The organism is Roseobacter weihaiensis (assembly GCF_020622345.1).
Classification (GTDB): Bacteria; Pseudomonadota; Alphaproteobacteria; order Rhodobacterales; family Rhodobacteraceae; genus Roseobacter; species Roseobacter weihaiensis.
Genome location: NZ_JACNMO010000004.1, coordinates 119,958 through 136,752, shown reverse-complemented (window position 1 = coordinate 136,752; position 16,795 = coordinate 119,958). Strand labels below are relative to the sequence as shown.

The 16,795-nt window shown below is 61.6% G+C and carries 14 protein-coding genes; 7 read left to right on the top strand and 7 right to left on the bottom strand.

The genetic code is table 11. The features are described from left to right. Window positions 1-57: 57 nt before the first annotated feature. Together H7847_RS06345 and H7847_RS06340 are read right to left on the bottom strand one after the other, a co-directional pair. On the bottom strand, window positions 58-1,353 hold the full coding sequence (locus H7847_RS06345) for an extracellular solute-binding protein (protein WP_227268551.1): 1,296 nt from the start codon (window positions 1,351-1,353) through the stop codon (window positions 58-60). A gap of 176 nt (window positions 1,354-1,529) precedes the next feature. Continuing rightward, the gene (locus tag H7847_RS06340) at window positions 1,530-2,081 is read right to left on the bottom strand and encodes a 2'-5' RNA ligase family protein (protein ID WP_227268550.1); all 552 of its coding nucleotides are present in this window, start codon (window positions 2,079-2,081) and stop codon (window positions 1,530-1,532) included. A 197-nt stretch (window positions 2,082-2,278) separates the two neighbouring features. On the opposite strand from H7847_RS06340, the gene H7847_RS06335 reads away from it, so the two are divergent. After that, complete coding sequence (locus H7847_RS06335) at window positions 2,279-3,358, top strand: PLP-dependent cysteine synthase family protein (protein ID WP_227268549.1); 1,080 nt, start codon at window positions 2,279-2,281, stop codon at window positions 3,356-3,358. A 25-nt stretch (window positions 3,359-3,383) separates the two neighbouring features. Here H7847_RS06335 and H7847_RS06330 read toward each other — a convergent pair whose 3' ends face one another. Genes H7847_RS06330 through H7847_RS06320 form a run of 3 tightly spaced genes read right to left on the bottom strand, consistent with a single transcriptional unit; the run spans window position 3,384 to window position 6,392 of the window. Beyond that, the gene (locus tag H7847_RS06330; RefSeq protein ID WP_227268548.1) at window positions 3,384-4,391 is read right to left on the bottom strand and encodes an ABC transporter substrate-binding protein; all 1,008 of its coding nucleotides are present in this window, start codon (window positions 4,389-4,391) and stop codon (window positions 3,384-3,386) included. After that, entirely contained in the window at window positions 4,370-5,734 is a 1,365-nt protein-coding gene (locus H7847_RS06325) for a sensor histidine kinase (RefSeq protein ID WP_227268547.1), read from the bottom strand. Before H7847_RS06325 ends, H7847_RS06330 begins: the two co-directional genes overlap by 22 nt. After that, entirely contained in the window at window positions 5,727-6,392 is a 666-nt protein-coding gene (locus tag H7847_RS06320; protein ID WP_227268546.1) for a response regulator transcription factor, read from the bottom strand. The genes H7847_RS06325 and H7847_RS06320 overlap by 8 nt, the downstream gene beginning before the upstream one ends. 107 nt (window positions 6,393-6,499) lie before the next feature. On the opposite strand from H7847_RS06320, the gene H7847_RS06315 reads away from it, so the two are divergent. The 6 genes from H7847_RS06315 to H7847_RS06290 all read left to right on the top strand — a co-directional run bounded on the left by H7847_RS06315 (window position 6,500) and on the right by H7847_RS06290 (window position 15,252). Beyond that, window positions 6,500-7,486 carry a tripartite tricarboxylate transporter substrate binding protein gene (locus H7847_RS06315; RefSeq protein WP_227268545.1) on the top strand — a complete coding sequence of 329 codons (987 nt, stop codon included), beginning with the start codon at window positions 6,500-6,502 and terminating at the stop codon, window positions 7,484-7,486. A 78-nt stretch (window positions 7,487-7,564) separates the two neighbouring features. Further along, window positions 7,565-8,047, top strand: coding sequence for a tripartite tricarboxylate transporter TctB family protein (locus H7847_RS06310; RefSeq protein ID WP_227268544.1), 483 nt, complete (start codon window positions 7,565-7,567; stop codon window positions 8,045-8,047). A 1-nt stretch (window position 8,048) separates the two neighbouring features. Continuing rightward, window positions 8,049-9,560 carry a tripartite tricarboxylate transporter permease gene (locus tag H7847_RS06305; RefSeq protein WP_227268543.1) on the top strand — a complete coding sequence of 504 codons (1,512 nt, stop codon included), beginning with the start codon at window positions 8,049-8,051 and terminating at the stop codon, window positions 9,558-9,560. Window positions 9,561-9,584: 24 nt separating this feature from the next. Beyond that, a complete protein-coding gene (locus tag H7847_RS06300; protein WP_227268542.1) occupies window positions 9,585-10,568 on the top strand; it encodes a LysR family transcriptional regulator in 984 nt (327 codons plus the stop codon). 130 nt (window positions 10,569-10,698) lie between these two features. Further along, window positions 10,699-13,137, top strand: a complete 2,439-nt coding sequence (locus tag H7847_RS06295; RefSeq protein WP_227268541.1) for a GcvT family protein — start codon at window positions 10,699-10,701, stop codon at window positions 13,135-13,137. A gap of 69 nt (window positions 13,138-13,206) precedes the next feature. Continuing rightward, window positions 13,207-15,252 carry an NADH:flavin oxidoreductase gene (locus H7847_RS06290; protein ID WP_227268540.1) on the top strand — a complete coding sequence of 682 codons (2,046 nt, stop codon included), beginning with the start codon at window positions 13,207-13,209 and terminating at the stop codon, window positions 15,250-15,252. Between the two features lie 2 nt (window positions 15,253-15,254). On the opposite strand, the gene H7847_RS06285 is transcribed toward H7847_RS06290, so the two are convergent. Both H7847_RS06285 and H7847_RS06280 read right to left on the bottom strand, forming a co-directional pair. Further along, complete coding sequence (locus H7847_RS06285) at window positions 15,255-15,992, bottom strand: amino acid ABC transporter ATP-binding protein (RefSeq protein WP_227268539.1); 738 nt, start codon at window positions 15,990-15,992, stop codon at window positions 15,255-15,257. After that, a complete protein-coding gene (locus H7847_RS06280) occupies window positions 15,979-16,788 on the bottom strand; it encodes an amino acid ABC transporter permease (protein WP_227268538.1) in 810 nt (269 codons plus the stop codon). The genes H7847_RS06285 and H7847_RS06280 overlap by 14 nt, the downstream gene beginning before the upstream one ends. Window positions 16,789-16,795: the final 7 nt, after the last annotated feature.

Genomic DNA, 16,795 nt, shown 5'->3' with positions numbered 1-16,795 from the left:
GGATTTTATGATTGGGCCAGCAAGGGGTATCCCCTGCTGACCATTGGTGTTTTCGGATCAGTTGACGGTTGCGTTGAACCGGTCAAGCAGCGCGTTGGCTTCTTCTTCCATCGTGGCGAAAGCCTCATCCACGGTTGCTGTCCCCGAAAAGATGTCCTCATAGGCGTTGTACATCACTTCGCGGATCTGCACGTAGAAACCCAGACGGTAGCCCTTGGTCCATTCGCCGGCAGGCTGGTTCAGTTGCAGAACGCCAATCTCCGCATCCGGGGTGGACTCGTAGTAGCCGTCGGACTTTGCCAGCTCGTAGGCCGCATTGGTGATCGGCACATAGCCGGTTTCCCTGTGCCAGAAGTACTGCACTTCGGGGCTGGCAAGATAGTTCAGGAAGTCAGCGGTTGCCGCATTCTCTTCGTCGCTTTTGCCCGCCATCGCAAAGAGCGCGGCCCCCCCGATAAAGGTGGCCTTTGGCTCGTCGATGATGGCTTCCCAGTAGGGCAGATAGGTGGTGCCGAATTCAAAATCCGTGCTGGCTTTCAGGCCGCCGAAAGAGCCCGAGGAGCCCAGCCACATCGCCACTTTCTTTTGCACGAAAGCGTCCTGATTGTCGCCCCAGCCGCGACCGTAAAAGCCATAATAGCCCGCATCGAGCCATTCCTTGACCTTGGTCCAGTGCTGTTTCATTGCGTCGTTGTTATACAGGATTTCCACGTCCGTGCTGTCAAATCCGTTGTTGCCGGTGGCCAGTTGCAGGTTGTGACGGCTGTGGAAATTCTCGGAAAAGATCCACGGGCTGTGGCTTTGGGCCAGCGCCTGATATCCGGCTTCCTTGATGGCGGGGGCCATCGCTTCGAACTCTTCCCATGTGGAAGGCGGCGCATCGATACCGGCTTCGGCCAGGATCTCTTTGTTGTAATAGAGCAGCGGGGTTGAAGAGTTGAACGGCATGCCGATCATCTTGCCCTCGCTGTCGGCATAGAAATTCCGCACGCCTTCGATGTAGTCGCTGGCGTCAAAGCCGCCCTCGTATTGCTCCAGCAGATCGGCGACCGGAATCGTTGCGCCGGGGGCGTTGATGATCGTGGCAGCGCCTGCATCGAAAATCTGTATCAGGTGCGGTTGCTGGCTGGCGCGGAAGGCCGCGATCCCGGCCGTCATCGTGTCCTCATACCCGCCCTTGTAGGTCGGAACCAATACGTAATCGCTTTGGCTTGCGTTGTATTTTTCCGCAACTTCTTCAACAACTTCTCCCAAACGACCGCCCATCGCATGCCAGAACTGGATTTCTGTCTGCGCCCAGGCCCCGGTCGCAAAGGTGGCAATACCTGCTGTAAGCAAGGTTAACGTTCTCATTGGTTTCTCCCCTGATTGAGACTGTCATTATCTGACAGTTTTGGCTTGTATGACCGCTGGATGACGTTTCCATGACGCATGCCCCCCCGACCCAGAGATCTTTTATGTCTGCTTAGAATTCAGTCATTTGCTGGCCCTGTCAACTGCAAGCGCCTGTCTGCGACCGCCCTGCAGCATCAGGCGTCACTGCGCGGCGGCTTTCCAAACGGCATCGTATCGAGAACACGCCAGGCCGAGATCGGCACCTTCTTGGCGGCGGCAACCACGCAGATTCTGTCCAGACAGAACACCTGGTCCAGGAATGCGCGTTCCAGACGACGCAGGTCTTCGGTCTGCAGCCCTTCAGTCCTTATTCCATACGCGAGGCTGATATGTGGCCGAAAGCGGCCTGGCGCGCCGCCCAGTAGTGACATCGCCAGTTTGGCGCGCATGTCTCCCAGATGCGCTGGGATATCCAGATCGAGGAACAGGGACATGTAGTATTGGTCCGTCTGACAAAGACCTTTCACCATCACGCTGATCGGCTCCTGTGCGCCCGCCAAGCGCCCGCAGTGGTCAGACGTCGCGCGCGGATCTGCGGCAAGATCGCCCAGCAGCGTGACATGCGGCGCGAAAACATCCGTTCCGCTGATGGCCGTGAGACGCATAATTTCATCTTGCAAAAGCGCCGCAAAGCGGGCCTCGGGGCACAGCCAGATCGAATGGGCCTGCGGTCCTCGCGTCTGCATTGTTGCGCCTTTCCGGTGAGCCTCTCGCGGCGGGTCGGGTGAAAGATGCAGGCACCTGCAGCCTCAGGCCGCTTGCACCTGTAAACCGCGCCAGACTGTGCCATAGTGAGCCCGAAACGCAATGCGCCGGGCGCATAATCTGGCGATCACGGGCTTTGCCCGACCGCCCCCGGCGCATCCTTGAAAGGGAGAAACACATGCCATCCGATACCATTCGCACCACCGAAGGCCGCGGCAGGCTCTATGACAGCGTGCTTGATACCATCGGCGACACCCCTGCGATCCGGGTCAATCATCTGGGCCCCGATCATGTGACGATCTACGTGAAAGCCGAGTTCTTCAATCCCGCAGCCTCCGTCAAGGACCGGCTTGCGGTCAATATCATCGAGGCCGCCGAACGTGCTGGTGCGCTGAAACCCGGACAAACGGTGGTGGAGGCGACAAGCGGCAACACCGGGATCGGTCTGGCCATGGTCTGCGCGCAAAAGGGCTATCCGCTGGTGGTGACGATGGCCGAAAGCTTTTCGGTCGAGCGGCGGCGTCTGATGCGCATGCTGGGGGCCAAAGTCGTTCTGACCCCGAAGGCCGAGAAAGGTTTTGGCATGTACCGAAAGGCGGTGGAACTGGCCGAAAAAAACGGCTGGTTTCTGGCCCGACAATTTGAAACCGAGGCCAATGCCGACATCCATGAGGCGACGACCGCACGTGAAATATTGTCTGATTTCAAAGGCGAGCGGCTCGACTATATCGTGTCGGGCTATGGCACGGGCGGCACGGTCACCGGCCTGGGCCGGGTAATGCGCAAAGAGCGGCCCGAGACCAAGATCATCCTGACCGAACCCGCCAACGCCCAGCTTCTGGGCAGCGGCACACCGCAACCGCGCGATGCCCACAACGCCCCCGCCAGCAGCCACCCCGCTTTCGAACCACATCCGATCCAGGGCTGGACGCCGGATTTCATTCCCGCCGTCCTGCAAGAGGCGGTGGATCACGCGTTTTACGATGATCTGATCCCGGTGGCAGGGGCTGACGGCATCGACTGCGCCAAGCAACTCGCCCGGAAAGAGGGGATCTTTACCGGTATCTCTGGCGGATCGACCTTTGCAATTTCGCTGAAAGTTGCCGAAACCGCCCCGCCCGGTTCTGTTATCTTGTGCATGTTGCCGGATACCGGGGAACGTTATCTCTCTACCCCGCTGTTCGAGGGCATCCCGGAGGATATGAACGACGAAGAGCGCGCGATATCGACCTCTACCCCCGGCTACCAGATGGGCTGAACCCTGGCCGTATTGCGCCGCGTCTTCACTGAATGACCGCGTCGGTCCAGTCCTTGAAAAAACCCGCGCTTTTAAGGGTATCGAGATAGGTCAGCAAGGCGGGCTGCAACGGGATTGTGGATTGCCCCGCCGCGTCACGCGTCAGATCCAGCCCCGGCAGGGAGGTGGCGGACCCGCCTCCTGCCGCAGCCTTCTGGCGGAGCAGATGCGCCACAAAGACCTGCGCGTGCGCCGGGCGCGGCGTCCGCGCGGACACCAGCGCCGTGCGCATCATGATCGTCTGGAAATCAGAGGGCACAATGACCTCGATCTGATCTGCCAAATCTGCCCGCGCCACCGCATAGCTGGCCAGCACGTTGTAGGCCACGGCGATCCGGCCACTGGCCACATCTTCGATCATCTCGCCGGAGCAGCAGTAAAGCTGCGTCTGCAGCCCGCCCATCACCTCCATCAGGCGCCAGTAGGTTTCCGATGTCCGCGCATCCTGTGTCGCAAACAAATACCCTACGCCCGATTGACGCACATCATAGGTACCCACACGCCCCTGAAAGAGCGTCGGGCGATCCCGCAGTACGCGGATCAAATCCTGCCGTGTATGCGGAATGTCGAGGCCGGCAAAGGCATCGCGGTTGATAACGATTGCCGCAGGCTCCGAGGTAAAGGCAAAAAGGCTGCGCCGCCACTGCGCCCAGCCGGGATAGGGAAAATCCTCAAGCGGGCGCGCAAACCCGTCATTGGCCAGCTTGAACTGCAGATCCATCGCGCTGGAAATCACAACGTCATATGCCTCTGGCGTCTGGCGGAATATCTGATCGAGCTCCGACGTGCTCGCGACGAGATAGTCGATGGCCGTGTCCGCATTCACCGCCACAAAGCTGCGCAACAAGGGCTCAAAGAGCGCCGTATCCGTGCTGGAGAGCACCCGCAGAACACGCGACGCATCTGCCGGGCCAAAGCGTTGGCGGTCTTCCCAGTCCTGCGCCCCGCTGACCGAAGCGAGCAGACAAAGTATCAAAGCGAAAAGGTAACGCATGCGCCCCCGCTTGACCTGTTGGACAGAACCAGATGACCGTTATGTGCGACCGCCACATCCTGCGCGATGGTCAGGCCCAGACCGGAGCCGGTGATCCCTTCGGCATTGGCCCCCCGCGCAAAACGGTCCACCAATCCTGCCATCTGTTCGGGCGGAAATCCGGGACCGGAATCGCAGATCGTCAGCCTCGCGGTCTCGTCCATGCAGACGGTTATGTCGATCACGCTTTCTCCCGGTGAATACTTCAATGCGTTGTCAATCAGGTTGCGAATGGCATTCTGCAACAAAATCGGATCGCCGGAAACCGGGACAACCGGCGCGGCCTCCACCCGAAACGCGATGTCCTTCATTTCCGCCACCGGTTCCAGCCGGCTGACGATATCCGTCACCAGTTCCGTCAGGTTCAGGGTCTGCCGCTCCAGATGGTCCGCGCGAAAGGTGATCATCGCGTGGTCGAGCAGTTGGCCCGCCGCCCGCGAGCTTTCGTCGATGGCCCGCACCATCGAGCGGAGGGCCTTGCGGTTTTCCTCCTTTTCGACCCGCTGTAGTGTCGCCTCTGCGTGCGAGCGCACTGTCGCCAGGGGAGTGCGGACGCGGTGTGCCGCTTCTGCGATAAAATCCTCCGACTGCCGGAGAGAGTGATCCAACCGCCCCATCAGGTTGTTGAGCGAGGAGACAAGCGGGATCATCTCGGCGGGGACAGGCTTGGCCACCGGGCTGAGGTCTTGCGGGCCGCGCCGGGTAATCGACGTGGTCAGCCGTTTCAGCGGCCCAATGGTGGCGGAGGTCGCCCAGAACGACAGCGCCGTCGCCATCAAAAAGAACCCAGCCCCGAAAAGCGCCACCGTCTGCGAGATGTTGCGCAATGTGCCTGCCAGCGCATCCTGCGTTTGTGCAACCGAGACCGAAATGACCGTTTGACCTTCGGCGGCAATCAACCGGCGCGCGGCGGTTGTGATCCGCACGGGCGTTCCGTCGAACACGGCCGTCCAGGACATCGGGCCACCGGGCTCAACGGCGCGTCTGGGCAAAGACGGATAGCCCGAGAGCACTTCGCCATCGCGGTAAATGGCATAGAACACGCGGTCATCCGAAGCGGTGTTCAGCATTGACAGCGAGGCATAGGGAAAATCGATCTCCAGCGTGCCATTGCGGATGACGGCAGCATCGAGGATCGACGTCACCGATGCCCCCAGAACCTCATCCTGCCCCTGCTGGGCAATCTGCGTCGCATAGTGGCGCACGAAGAAGTAGATCAGCAGAGCGAGCACCGCCGCCCCGCCAATCAGCACCAGTGTCAATCGCCTGCGCAGCGAGGCTGAGGCGCGCACCGTATCAGTCATGTTCGAGGCTGTAGCCAAGACCGCGGGAGGTTCTGATGCGCAGGGAGGACGTCTCCAGATGCTTGCGCAACCGACCCACGTAGACCTCGATGGCGTTGTCCGAGACGTCTTCGTCATAAGAGAAAAGCCGGTCCACCAGCTTTTGCTTGGAAAAAATCTGCCCCGGCGCATTCATGAACAGCTCCAGCAGCCGCAGCTCGCGATTGCGCAGCTTGATGGCGGTACCTGCCACCTGCACCACCCCTGCAACCGGATCAAAGGTGACATCGCCCACCTGCGTGACATTGCGGGCGGACCCGGCCCGGCGCCGCAACACGGCGCGGCAGCGGGCCTCCAGTTCGGCATGATCGAAGGGCTTGGTGACATAGTCATCCGCCCCAAGATCCAGCAGGGTGATTCTGTCCGACACCTGAGAGCGGGCGGTCAGAACAATGACCGGGGTATCCTTGCGCCCTTGACGATGGCGCTGCAGAAAATCGCGCCCATCCCCGTCCGGCAACATGATATCCAGCAGGATCAGATCGTATTCACCCAGCTCTGAAAAAGCGATGGCATCTTGGATTTTTGCCGCATGATCAATCACATGACCATCAAGCCGCAAACGCGACAAGATCGCTTGCGCCAATTCCATATTGTCTTCTACCAAAAGAAATTTCATGTTTGCATTTCGCATCACTGGCGGCGTGACAGGTTAATGTCAGGTTACCATGTTTGACTGAAGGCAACTGAGCCGCAACGCGGACGGTTGTCAAATGGGAGGAACTAATGACGACATTGAAACTGGGCCGCAGGGCCCTGATGGGAGCGGCTTTGGCCGCTATGAGCTTTGGCGCACCGGCTTTCGCGGAAGGTGAGCAAGTCGCAGACAGCATCCACTTTCTGATCCCCGGCGGCGCAGGTGGCGGCTGGGACGGCACCGCACGGGGCACCGGTGAGGCGCTGACCAAAGCGGGCCTCGTCGGCACGGCATCCTACGAGAACATGTCGGGTGGCGGCGGTGGCAAGGCCATCGGCTACCTGATCGAGAACGCCGAGAGCAACCACGGCACGCTGATGGTGAACTCCACCCCGATCGTGATCCGGTCGCTGACGGGTGTTTTCCCGCATAACTTCCGCGACCTGACGCTTGTGGCAGGTACAATCGGCGACTATGCCGCCATCGTGGTGGGCAAGGACAGCCCGATCAACAACATGGAAGAACTGCTCGCGGCCTTTGACGCCGATCCAAACGGTACGGCCATCGGCGGTGGTTCTGTCCCCGGCGGGATGGATCACCTTGTCGCTGCAATGGTGATGGAAGCCGCGGGCAAAGACGCGCTGAGCGTAAAATACATCCCCTATGACGCGGGCGGCAAAGCCATGGCGGCCCTGCTCTCGGGGGAGATCGCGGCGCTGTCCACGGGCTTTTCCGAAGCCGTTGATCTGGCCGCGGCGGGCGAGGTGAAAATCATCGGGATCACGGCGGAGCAGCGGGTCGAAGCAGCCCCCGATGCCATGACCATGAAAGAGCAAGGGATCGACACCACCTTCGTCAACTGGCGTGGGTTCTTCGGCCCTCCCGGATTGCCCGCGGAAACGGCCGCTGTCTATCAGGAGGCGATTGCCAAAATGTATGACACCCCCGAGTGGGAAGAAGTGCGCGCACGCAATGGTTGGGTGAATATTCACAACTCCGGTGACGACTTCAGAGCCTTTCTTGAAGAGCAAGAGCAGGTGATCGGTGATCTGATGAAGAAGCTCGGCTTCCTCTAAGACCTTTCTGCGGGGCGCGCGCGCAAACACATCGCGCGCGCCCCGCCTTTTTTCAAATACGACTTTTGGGAGGGTCTTATGGCGTTGGATCGCTGGATCGGACTTGTCTTGCTGGGTATCTGCCTGATTTATGGCTATACCGCCTGGTTCACGATGGACGACGCGCTTGCTCCGTTTATGCGGCGCAACCCGATCTGGCCCTCGACCTTTCCCAAGGTGCTTTCGATCCTAGGCATTCTGGCCTCGCTGGTGATCGTGCTTGGCTTGGAAAAGGGGGACGCCAAGATTGGCGACATCGATTACCGCAAGCTTTGGGAGTACAACCTGGGACAAGCGCTGCTGCTGCTGGGCCTGATGGTCGCCTACGCACTCTTGCTGCGCCCTGCCGGGTTCTTGCTGTCAACCTCCGGGTTTCTGATTGCAGGCTCATTGATCCTGGGCGAGCGCAGGATCTTTCTAACCCTCATGATCGCAGGTGTCGCTACCGGGATCGTCTGGTATCTGGTTCAGGTCGTGCTGGGCATTTTCCTGCGCCCGCTGCCGCTTTTCATCGGAGGCTGATATGCTCGAAGGACTTCTCATCGGCCTGCAAACGGCATTTTCTCTCCAAAACCTGCTGATGGTCATCGGCGGATGTCTGATCGGCACATTTATCGGCATGCTGCCGGGCCTCGGGCCGATGTCGATCATCGCCATCATGATCCCTGTTGCCATCTCGTTGGGCGACCCATCAGCCGCGCTGATCCTGTTGGCGGGGGTCTATTACGGCGCGATTTTCGGCGGCTCAACCTCTTCCATCCTGCTGAATGCGCCGGGGGTCGCAGGTACCGTCGCCAGCAGCTTCGACGGCTTTCCAATGGCCCGGCAAGGCAAGGCCGGCAAGGCGCTGACCATCGCGGCCATCGCAAGCTTTTGTGGCGGCACTCTCGGGGGTGTTCTGCTGATGATCTTCGCCCCGATGCTGTCCTCAGTGGCGCTGCTGTTTCATTCGGCAGAATATTTTGCGCTGATGGTTGTGGGGCTGTCGGCCATTGCGGCCTTTGCGGGCACCGGACAGGTGGCCAAGGCGCTGATGATGACGGTTCTGGGCCTTATCATGGCCACCGTGGGTGAAGGAGCGTTATTCAACGCGCCCAGGTTCACCATGGGGCTGATGGATCTGCAATCCGGCTTTGGTTTCATCACGCTGGCCATGGCGATGTTCGCCCTGCCCGAGGCGCTGTTTCTGGTTTTGAAACCACGCTCCACGAAGGAGAATGACGGCGACATCAAGGACCTGCGCATCACGGCTGCGGAGGCGAGATCCATCGCACCCGTGATCGGACGGCAGTCGATTCAGGGCTTCTTTATCGGTGTCCTGCCCGGCGCGGGGGCCACGATTGCCTCCTTCCTCGGCTACGCGGTTGAACGCAACATTGCGACCAAAAAGGAACAGGAGGAGTTTGGCAAAGGCTCCATCAAGGGGCTGGCCGCGCCAGAAACCGCAAACAACGCGGCCTGTACCGGTTCGTTCGTGCCGCTGCTTACGCTGGGCATTCCGGGCTCCGGCACCACGGCCATTCTGCTGGGGGCGCTGATAGCACTCAATGTGACACCGGGGCCGCGCCTGATGGTTGATGATCCGCAGATTTTCTGGGCCGTCATCATGTCGATGTTCATCGGCAATCTGGTGCTGCTGGTGCTGAACCTGCCCCTGATCCCTTACATCGCCAAGGTGCTCAGCATCCCGCGCAATTTCCTGATCCCCTTCATCCTCTTTTTCACGCTGATGGGGGCCTATATCGGGCAAAACAACGCGACCGAGCTTTTGTTGCTCGTGGGCTTTGGCATCTGCGCCACGATCCTGAGGTTTGCAGACTATCCGCTGGCCCCGCTGTTGATCGGCTTTATCCTTGGCGGCATGCTCGAAGATAACTTTTCCAGATCCATGCAGCTCTATGATGGCGTGTCCTTCATCTGGGAACGCCCGATGACACTGGGTCTGCTGGTGATCGCTGTGCTGTTGATCGCCCTGCCAAGTTACCGCGCTCGTCGGGCCCGTCTGCGGGCTGCAGGCGTTGCCGATGGGGACTGACCTTTCCTGCCTCGGTGCCTCCGGATGACACCCCCGGAGGCACCGCGTCGGACCCATCTTTCGCTCAGCTGGCTTGCGGCCTTTCGCCTTGTTGCAGACAGCGGGTCGGTCCGGCGCGCCGCGGAAAAGATGGGGCTTTCCGTCAGCACCGTGTCACACCAGATCAGCTGTCTGGAGGCGCATCTGCGCGCGCCCCTGCTCGATCACAGCCGCCGCCCGATGGCCCTGACCGCGCAGGGGCGTCTTTATCTGCGCTATGCCGAGGATATCCTTGCCCTTGTGGAGCAAGGCCAGACAGCGGTCCTGGCCAATACGCCCGACAGCCTGCAAGACCTGCGGCTGGCGTTGATCGACGACTTTGAAAACGACATCGGACCGGAACTGACACGCCTGCTGACGGCCGCCTTTCCGGCCTGCAGGCTCACCAGCTACACCCGCCCGAGCCACGAGATCCTGGAGTTGCTCAAAGATCGCGCGGTCGATATCGGCGTTGCCACCCAACCGGACCACCCGATTGCCATGCTTGAGGAAACCCCCATTCTCAGGGACCCCTTCGTGCTCGCCGTTCCCGCCGGTTCCGATGCCGCCGCCGACGCTTTCGTCACGCGCCAAACCGGCTTGCCGTTCCTGAGTTACAACCGCAGCCAGATCATGGGTCGGATGATCGAGGCGCAGTTGACACGCCTGAAACTGCCAGGTGACCCGGCCTGCACCTTTGACAGTACAGTGTCGATCCTGGCGCTGATTGCCGAAGGGCACGGCTGGGCAATTACCACGCCCACGAACTACGCCCACGGCAAGCGGTTTCAGCCGCAGATCAAACTGCTGCCCTTCCCGCGCAAATCCTTTGCCCGCACATTGTCGCTCTTTGTGGCGGAGCCGCAGGCACAAGCTGCCGCAGAGCGGCTGGCAACCGGACTGCGCCGCCTGCTGGCAGCTCGCGTGGTCGCCCCCACTGTTGAGGAATTTCCGTGGCTGGAGAGCCGGTTTTGCATTCTGGATCGCTGACGGACGGGGATGCGGCACAAAGCCCGATATATCGAAACAAGGATGCAATAAACCCGAAAACGCACGCCTTCCCGTTGACGCGGGTGTGCTGATTGGACCTTTCTGCCCTGAAAAACATCGGGGACTTGGGATGAAGACACACACAAAGGTTGTGGTGATCGGCGGCGGGATCGCAGGCTGCGCGACCCTCTATCACCTCACGCAAGAAGGCTGGACGGATGTTGTCCTGGTCGAACGCAATGAGCTGACCTCCGGCACCACCTGGCATTCGGCGGCGCAGGTCACCAACTTTGGCATGACCCAGACGATGGTGGGGCTGAAGTCGCACTCGATCGCGCTCTATCAGGAACTGGCAGAGGATCCCGACTACCCAATCAACTACCACCACGGCGATGGCGGCATCCGGCTGGCCAATACCGAGGCCCGGATGGAGGGCTACCGCCATTTCGCCTCCATGGCGCGCGGCATGGGGGTGGAGTTCGAAGTGATCGACGCAGCGGAATGCGCCCGGCGTCACCCGCTGATTTCCACCGACAACCTGCTGGGCGGGCTCTGGGACGCCAGCGACGGCGACATCGACCCCGCGCAGCTCTGTCAGGCTCTGGCGCGGCGCGCCCGCAAGGCCGGCGCAGAGGTTTATCGCAACACCCCGGTGACCGATCTGACGCAGCACAAGGATGACACCTGGACCGTGCATACCGAAAAGGGCGATATCGACTGCGACATCATCGTGAATGCCTGCGGCTACCGGGTCAACGAGGTGGCCGCGATGATGGGTGTGCGGCATCCCGTCACCTCGATGGAGCACCAGTATTTCCTGACCGAGGATATCCCCGCGATCAAGGACGCCGGTCACCGCATGCCCCTGCTGCGCTGCCCGATCAGCGATTACTACTGCCGTCAGGAGAGAAACGGCCTGCTGGTCGGGTTTTATGAGCAGGATTGCAAAACCTGGGGCATGGACGGGATCGACCCCAATTTCGTCAACGCGCTCTGCCCCGACGATCTGGAGCGCATCACCGATGTGCTCGAAGGCGCCTTCGCGCGCATGCCGGCGTTGACGGAAGTGGGCATCCACACGGTGGTCAACGGGCCGATCACCTATACCATCGACGGGGCACCGCTGGTGGGTCCGATCCCCGGCAAGCGCAACGCCTTTTGCATCATCGGGCTGCGCGCCGGTCTGGGCGAAGGCGGCGGCCACGGCTGGCTGCTGGCGCAACAGATCGTGCACGGCGAAGCTTGCTATGACACCTGGGTCATCGACCCGCGCCGCTTTGCCGATCACTGCACCACTGAGCTGACCGCCCTGAAGGCCATCGAGGATTATCAAAACGAGTTCCGGTTTCACTTCCCCAATGAACATCGCCCGGCGGGCCGCATGGCCCGGACAACCCCGCTCACCCCGGTGCTGGCCGCCGAGGGCGCGGCGTTTGCCGTGGTCAATGGCTGGGAGCGCGTCGAGTTTTTCAAGCCCTCGCCCGATTTCGAGGTCACGCATACATTCCGCTTTGACGAAAGCTTCGATCTGGTGGCAAAGGAGGTCAACGCGGTTCAGACGACCGTGGGCCTCTGCGAGGTCAACGGCTTCAACCGGTTCGAGATCACGGGGGCCGATGCGGCTGACTTTCTCGATTACATGGTCTGCGGCCACCTGACGCGCAAGCCGGGCCGTGTGGGACTGACCTATCTGCTCAACGATCACGGCATGGTCAAGGGCGAGGCGACGGTCGCCAATATCCCCGCCTCGGACCGCGGGCCTGATCGGATCTGGTATGGCTCTGCCGCAGCCTCCGAGGTGCACGACATGGACTGGCTGCAGCAGCACATCAGCCCGGATCAGGACGTCAAGATCACCTCGCTGACCAAGGATCAGACAATCCTGGTGCTGGCCGGTCCCAAGGCGCAGGCCGTCCTGCAGGCCGTGAGCCGCGCGGATTGGTCGGACGCGGCCTTTCCCTGGCTCTCGGTCCGGGAATGTTTCATCGGCATTGCCCCGGCCACCGTGCTGGCGGTCAGCTTTTCGGGCGAAAAAGCTTATGAAATCCACGTGCCCGACGCGCAGCTCTACGCCGCCTATCTGGCGCTTCGGGAGGCAGGCGCAGCGCATGGCATGGTGCCCTTTGGCTCTCATGCGGTGGACTCCATGCGCATGGAAAAGGGGTTCCTGCATTGGAAGGCGGATATCCTGACCGAGTTCGATCCCTTCGAGACAGGCCTCGACCGGTTTGTGCGGATGAACAAGGCGGATTTCGTGGGCAAGGCAGCCCTTGAGAAACGCCAGGCCGAAGGGCTGCGGCGCAAACTGGCTACCCTGGTGCTCGACACGGACACTGCACCGGCGCATGGCGGCGCATCGGTGATGCTGGGCGACGCGGTCGTGGGTACCGTCACATCGGGGGCCTGGGGCCACCGGGTGGGCAAGAACATCGCCTATGCGTTCATCGACCCCGCCCATGCGGCAAAGGGCACCGCGCTGGAAGTCGATGTGATCGGCCTGCGGGTTGCAGCCCAGGTGACGGAACAGGCGCTCTACGATCCGCAAATGTCGATCCCGCACAATCGGTAAGCCGCAGTGGCTTGACAGGCCGGCACTGGCGGCGTGTGGTGATGTCACCCACACGCGAGCCTGCGCCCCATGTCCACCGATCCACTGCTCCAGCCCTTTCAGCTCAAGCATCTGACCCTGAAGAACCGGGTCATGACCACCAGTCACGAACCGGCCTACCCCGAGGACGGGATGCCAAAGGCCCGCTACCGCGCCTACCATGCCGAGCGGGCCCGCGCGGGCGTGGCCCTTGCGATGACGGCGGGGTCGGCCACCGTGTCGCGCGACAGCCCGCCCGCTTTCAACAATGTGCTGGCCTACAAGGACGAGGTGGTGCCCTGGACCCGCGAGCTGACAGACGCCTGCCACGAACACGGCTGCGCGGTGATGATCCAGCTCACCCATCTGGGTCGCCGCACCACGTGGAACAAGGGCGATTGGCTGCCGTCGGTGTCCTCCACCCGTGATCGCGAGCCCGCGCACCGGGCCTTTCCCAAGCTGATCGAGGATTGGGACATCGCGCGGATCATCGGTGACTTTGCCGATGCGGCGGAACGGATGCAGGCAGGCGGGATGGACGGGATCGAGCTGCAGGTCTACGGCCATCTGCTGGACCAATTCTGGTCGCCCCTGACCAACGAGCTGCAAGGCCCCTACGGGGCCGATACGCTGGAGAACCGCCTGCGCTTTCCGCTCGACGTGCTGCAAGCGATCCGCGCCCGTGTTGGGGCCGATTTCATCGTGGGGTTTCGCTTCACCGCCGATGAGGTGCAAAAGGGCGGCATCACGGCCCAAGAAGGGATCGAAATCTCCCAACGGCTCGCGGCCACAGGACAGCTCGACTTTCTGAACGTCATCCGGGGGCGCATCCACACGGACCCCGCGATGGTGGATGTGATCCCGGTGCAGGGCATGAAAAGCGCCCCGCACCTCGATTTCGCCGGTGAAGTCCGCCGCGCCAGCGGGCTGCCCACCTTTCACGCCGCGCGGATTCCCGACGTGGCAACGGCGCGCCATGCGGTCGCCGCCGGGCTACTGGATATGGTGGGCATGACGCGGGCGCATATGGCGGACCCACATATCGTGCAGAAGATCATGCAGGGCCGAGAGGAGGATATCCGGCCCTGTGTGGGCGCGACCTTCTGCCTGGATCGCATCTATCAGGGCGGCGAGGCCCTGTGCATTCACAACGCCGCCACCGGGCGCGAGTTGACCATGCCGCACCAGATCGCTCCGGCGAAGGCCTCAAAGACCGTGGTCATCGTGGGCGCTGGTCCCGCCGGGCTTGAAGCGGCGCGGGTCGCGGCGGAGCGGGGCCACCGCGTGACCGTCTTCGAGGCCCAACCTCATCCCGGCGGGCAAATCCGCCTGACCGCGCAGACCCCGCGACGGCGCGAGATGATGTCGATCATCGACTGGCGGATGGCACAATGCGCGGCGCGGGATGTGATGTTTCACTTTAACATAATGGCTGAACTTTCTGATATTAATAATCAATCCCCCGATGCAGTGATCATTGCGACCGGCGGCCTGCCGAACACCCGGCTGTTTGAGACCGGCACGGAAGCCGCCCATGTGGTGACGACCTGGGATATCATCTCCGGCGATGTGAAACCGGCGGAGACGGTGCTGATCTATGACGAAAGCGGCGATCATCCGGGACTTCAGGCGGCCGAGATTGCGGCGCTTGCGGGCGCCAGGGTCGAGGTCATGACACCCGACCGGGTCTTTGCGCCCGACATCATGGCCATGAACCTGACACCCTATATGCGCACGCTACAGGAAAGGGACGTCACCTTTACCGTAACGCGCCGCTTGCTGGGCGTTGAGCGACGCGGCAACAAACTGATCGCCACCATCGGCACGGATTACAGCCGCCACAGCTATCAGGCGGAATATGATCAGGTCGTGGTGAATTATGGCACGCTGCCGCTGGATGATCTCTACCACGCGCTCAAACCGCTGAGCGTGAATGAAGGTGCGCTCAACTACGATGCGTTGATCGCGGGCGCGCCGCAAAGCGTGACCCGCAATGCCGAGGGGCAGTTTCAGCTCTTCAGGATCGGGGACGCGGTCTCGGCGCGCAATACCCATGCCGCGATCTACGACGCGCTGCGACTAGTCAAGGACCTCTGAGGCTACCGCAGCACCGCCCCGAGGAAGGCTTGCGTGCGGACGTGCTTCGGGGCGGCAAAGATCTCTTTCGGCGGGCCCTCTTCCACAATGACACCACCATCCATGAAACACACCCGGTCCGCCACTTCGCGCGCGAACCCCATCTCGTGGGTGGCCAACAGCATCGTCATCCCCTCCCCGCGCAGCTGCCGCAGAAGGTTCAAGACCTCGCCCACAAGCTCCGGGTCGAGGGCAGCGGTGATTTCGTCAAAAAGCATGATCTCCGGCTGCATCGCCAATGCGCGGATGACCGCGACCCGCTGCTGCTGACCGCCCGACAGCTGATCGGGGTATTTCGCCATATGGGGCGCCAGACCAAAGCGGTCGAAAAGCGCCGCAGCCCTTGCATGCAGCGCCTCGGAGGCCTCGTGCAGGACCCGTCGCGGGGCCAGCACCACGTTGTCCAGCGCCGACATATGCGGAAAGAGGTTGTAGGACTGAAAGACGATCCCGATGCGCCGGCGCACCGGCGCAAGGTCGATCCCCGGCTCGGAGATATCCTGCCCGTCGAGCAGGATGGTGCCTTCATCTATGGGCTCCAACTGGTTGATGCAGCGCAGCAGCGTTGATTTACCAGACCCCGACGCACCGATCAGGCAGATCATATCGCCGCGCGCGATGCTGAGGTCGATCCCGCAGAGCACAGGGTTCTCGCCAAAGGATTTTTTCACCCCCTGCAGGACGAGCTTAGCTTCTGGCATTGCGGTCCCGGTTCAGCAGATAATCCGCGTAGCGTGTCGCAGGCACGGTCACCAACAAGAAGATCACCGCGGCCACGACATAGGGCGTGAAATTGGCCAGCAGGCTTTTGTAAATGCCGGCTTGACGCAAAATCTCCACCGGGCCGATAAAACTCAGCAGGGCCACGTCCTTTTGCAGAGCGACCAGCATGTTCATATTAGCGGGCACGACGCGTCGGATCGCCTGTGGCAGGATCACGTAACGCAGGGTGTCCCCCTCGCTCAGCCCCAGACAGATGGCGGCATTGCGCTGGCTGGCGTGCACGCTTTCAATGCCGGAGCGCAAGACCTCGGCGACATAGGCCGAGTAGGTCAGCACCAGCGCGACCGTGCCCCAGATATAGGGTGAATTCCACGGGCGCGACAGGCCAAGCCCCGGCACGCCAAAGCCGATGAGGTAGATCGTCAGCACCACCGGCACGCCCCGAAACACATCCACATAGACCGCGCCGAAAATCCGCAGCGGAAAGAGCGCGGGCGCACGGGCCCCGCGGGCAAGGGCAATGGCCAGCCCCAGCGCCAGGATGAGCGGCACGGACCAGGCAAAGATCATCACGTCGATCAGAAAGGCCTGCAGCAGTGTGGGAAACGTCTCGGCAAAGACGGTGGCATCAAAGAAGCTGGCCTTGACAGCGGGCCACCCCGGGGCCAGCGGCACCAGCAGGATGAGACCCGCCAGCACGCCCCCTGTGCTTAGCGCGGCAACGGTCAGGGACCGCCTGCGCTGGGCTGCTTCATATGCCTGTCTGCGGTTCACGCGGGGC

Bases quoted from the DNA above. Each gene is read 5' to 3' on its own strand.
- H7847_RS06345 (WP_227268551.1), bottom strand. From the start codon at position 1,353: ATGAGAACGTTAACCTTGCTTACAGCAGGTATTGCCACCTTTGCGACC.
- H7847_RS06340 (WP_227268550.1), bottom strand. From the start codon at position 2,081: ATGCAGACGCGAGGACCGCAGGCCCATTCGATCTGGCTGTGCCCCGAG.
- H7847_RS06335 (WP_227268549.1), top strand. From the start codon at position 2,279: ATGCCATCCGATACCATTCGCACCACCGAAGGCCGCGGCAGGCTCTAT.
- H7847_RS06330 (WP_227268548.1), bottom strand. From the start codon at position 4,391: ATGCGTTACCTTTTCGCTTTGATACTTTGTCTGCTCGCTTCGGTCAGC.
- H7847_RS06325 (WP_227268547.1), bottom strand. From the start codon at position 5,734: ATGACTGATACGGTGCGCGCCTCAGCCTCGCTGCGCAGGCGATTGACA.
- H7847_RS06320 (WP_227268546.1), bottom strand. From the start codon at position 6,392: ATGAAATTTCTTTTGGTAGAAGACAATATGGAATTGGCGCAAGCGATC.
- H7847_RS06315 (WP_227268545.1), top strand. From the start codon at position 6,500: ATGACGACATTGAAACTGGGCCGCAGGGCCCTGATGGGAGCGGCTTTG.
- H7847_RS06310 (WP_227268544.1), top strand. From the start codon at position 7,565: ATGGCGTTGGATCGCTGGATCGGACTTGTCTTGCTGGGTATCTGCCTG.
- H7847_RS06305 (WP_227268543.1), top strand. From the start codon at position 8,049: ATGCTCGAAGGACTTCTCATCGGCCTGCAAACGGCATTTTCTCTCCAA.
- H7847_RS06300 (WP_227268542.1), top strand. From the start codon at position 9,585: ATGACACCCCCGGAGGCACCGCGTCGGACCCATCTTTCGCTCAGCTGG.
- H7847_RS06295 (WP_227268541.1), top strand. From the start codon at position 10,699: ATGAAGACACACACAAAGGTTGTGGTGATCGGCGGCGGGATCGCAGGC.
- H7847_RS06290 (WP_227268540.1), top strand. From the start codon at position 13,207: ATGTCCACCGATCCACTGCTCCAGCCCTTTCAGCTCAAGCATCTGACC.
- H7847_RS06285 (WP_227268539.1), bottom strand. From the start codon at position 15,992: ATGCCAGAAGCTAAGCTCGTCCTGCAGGGGGTGAAAAAATCCTTTGGC.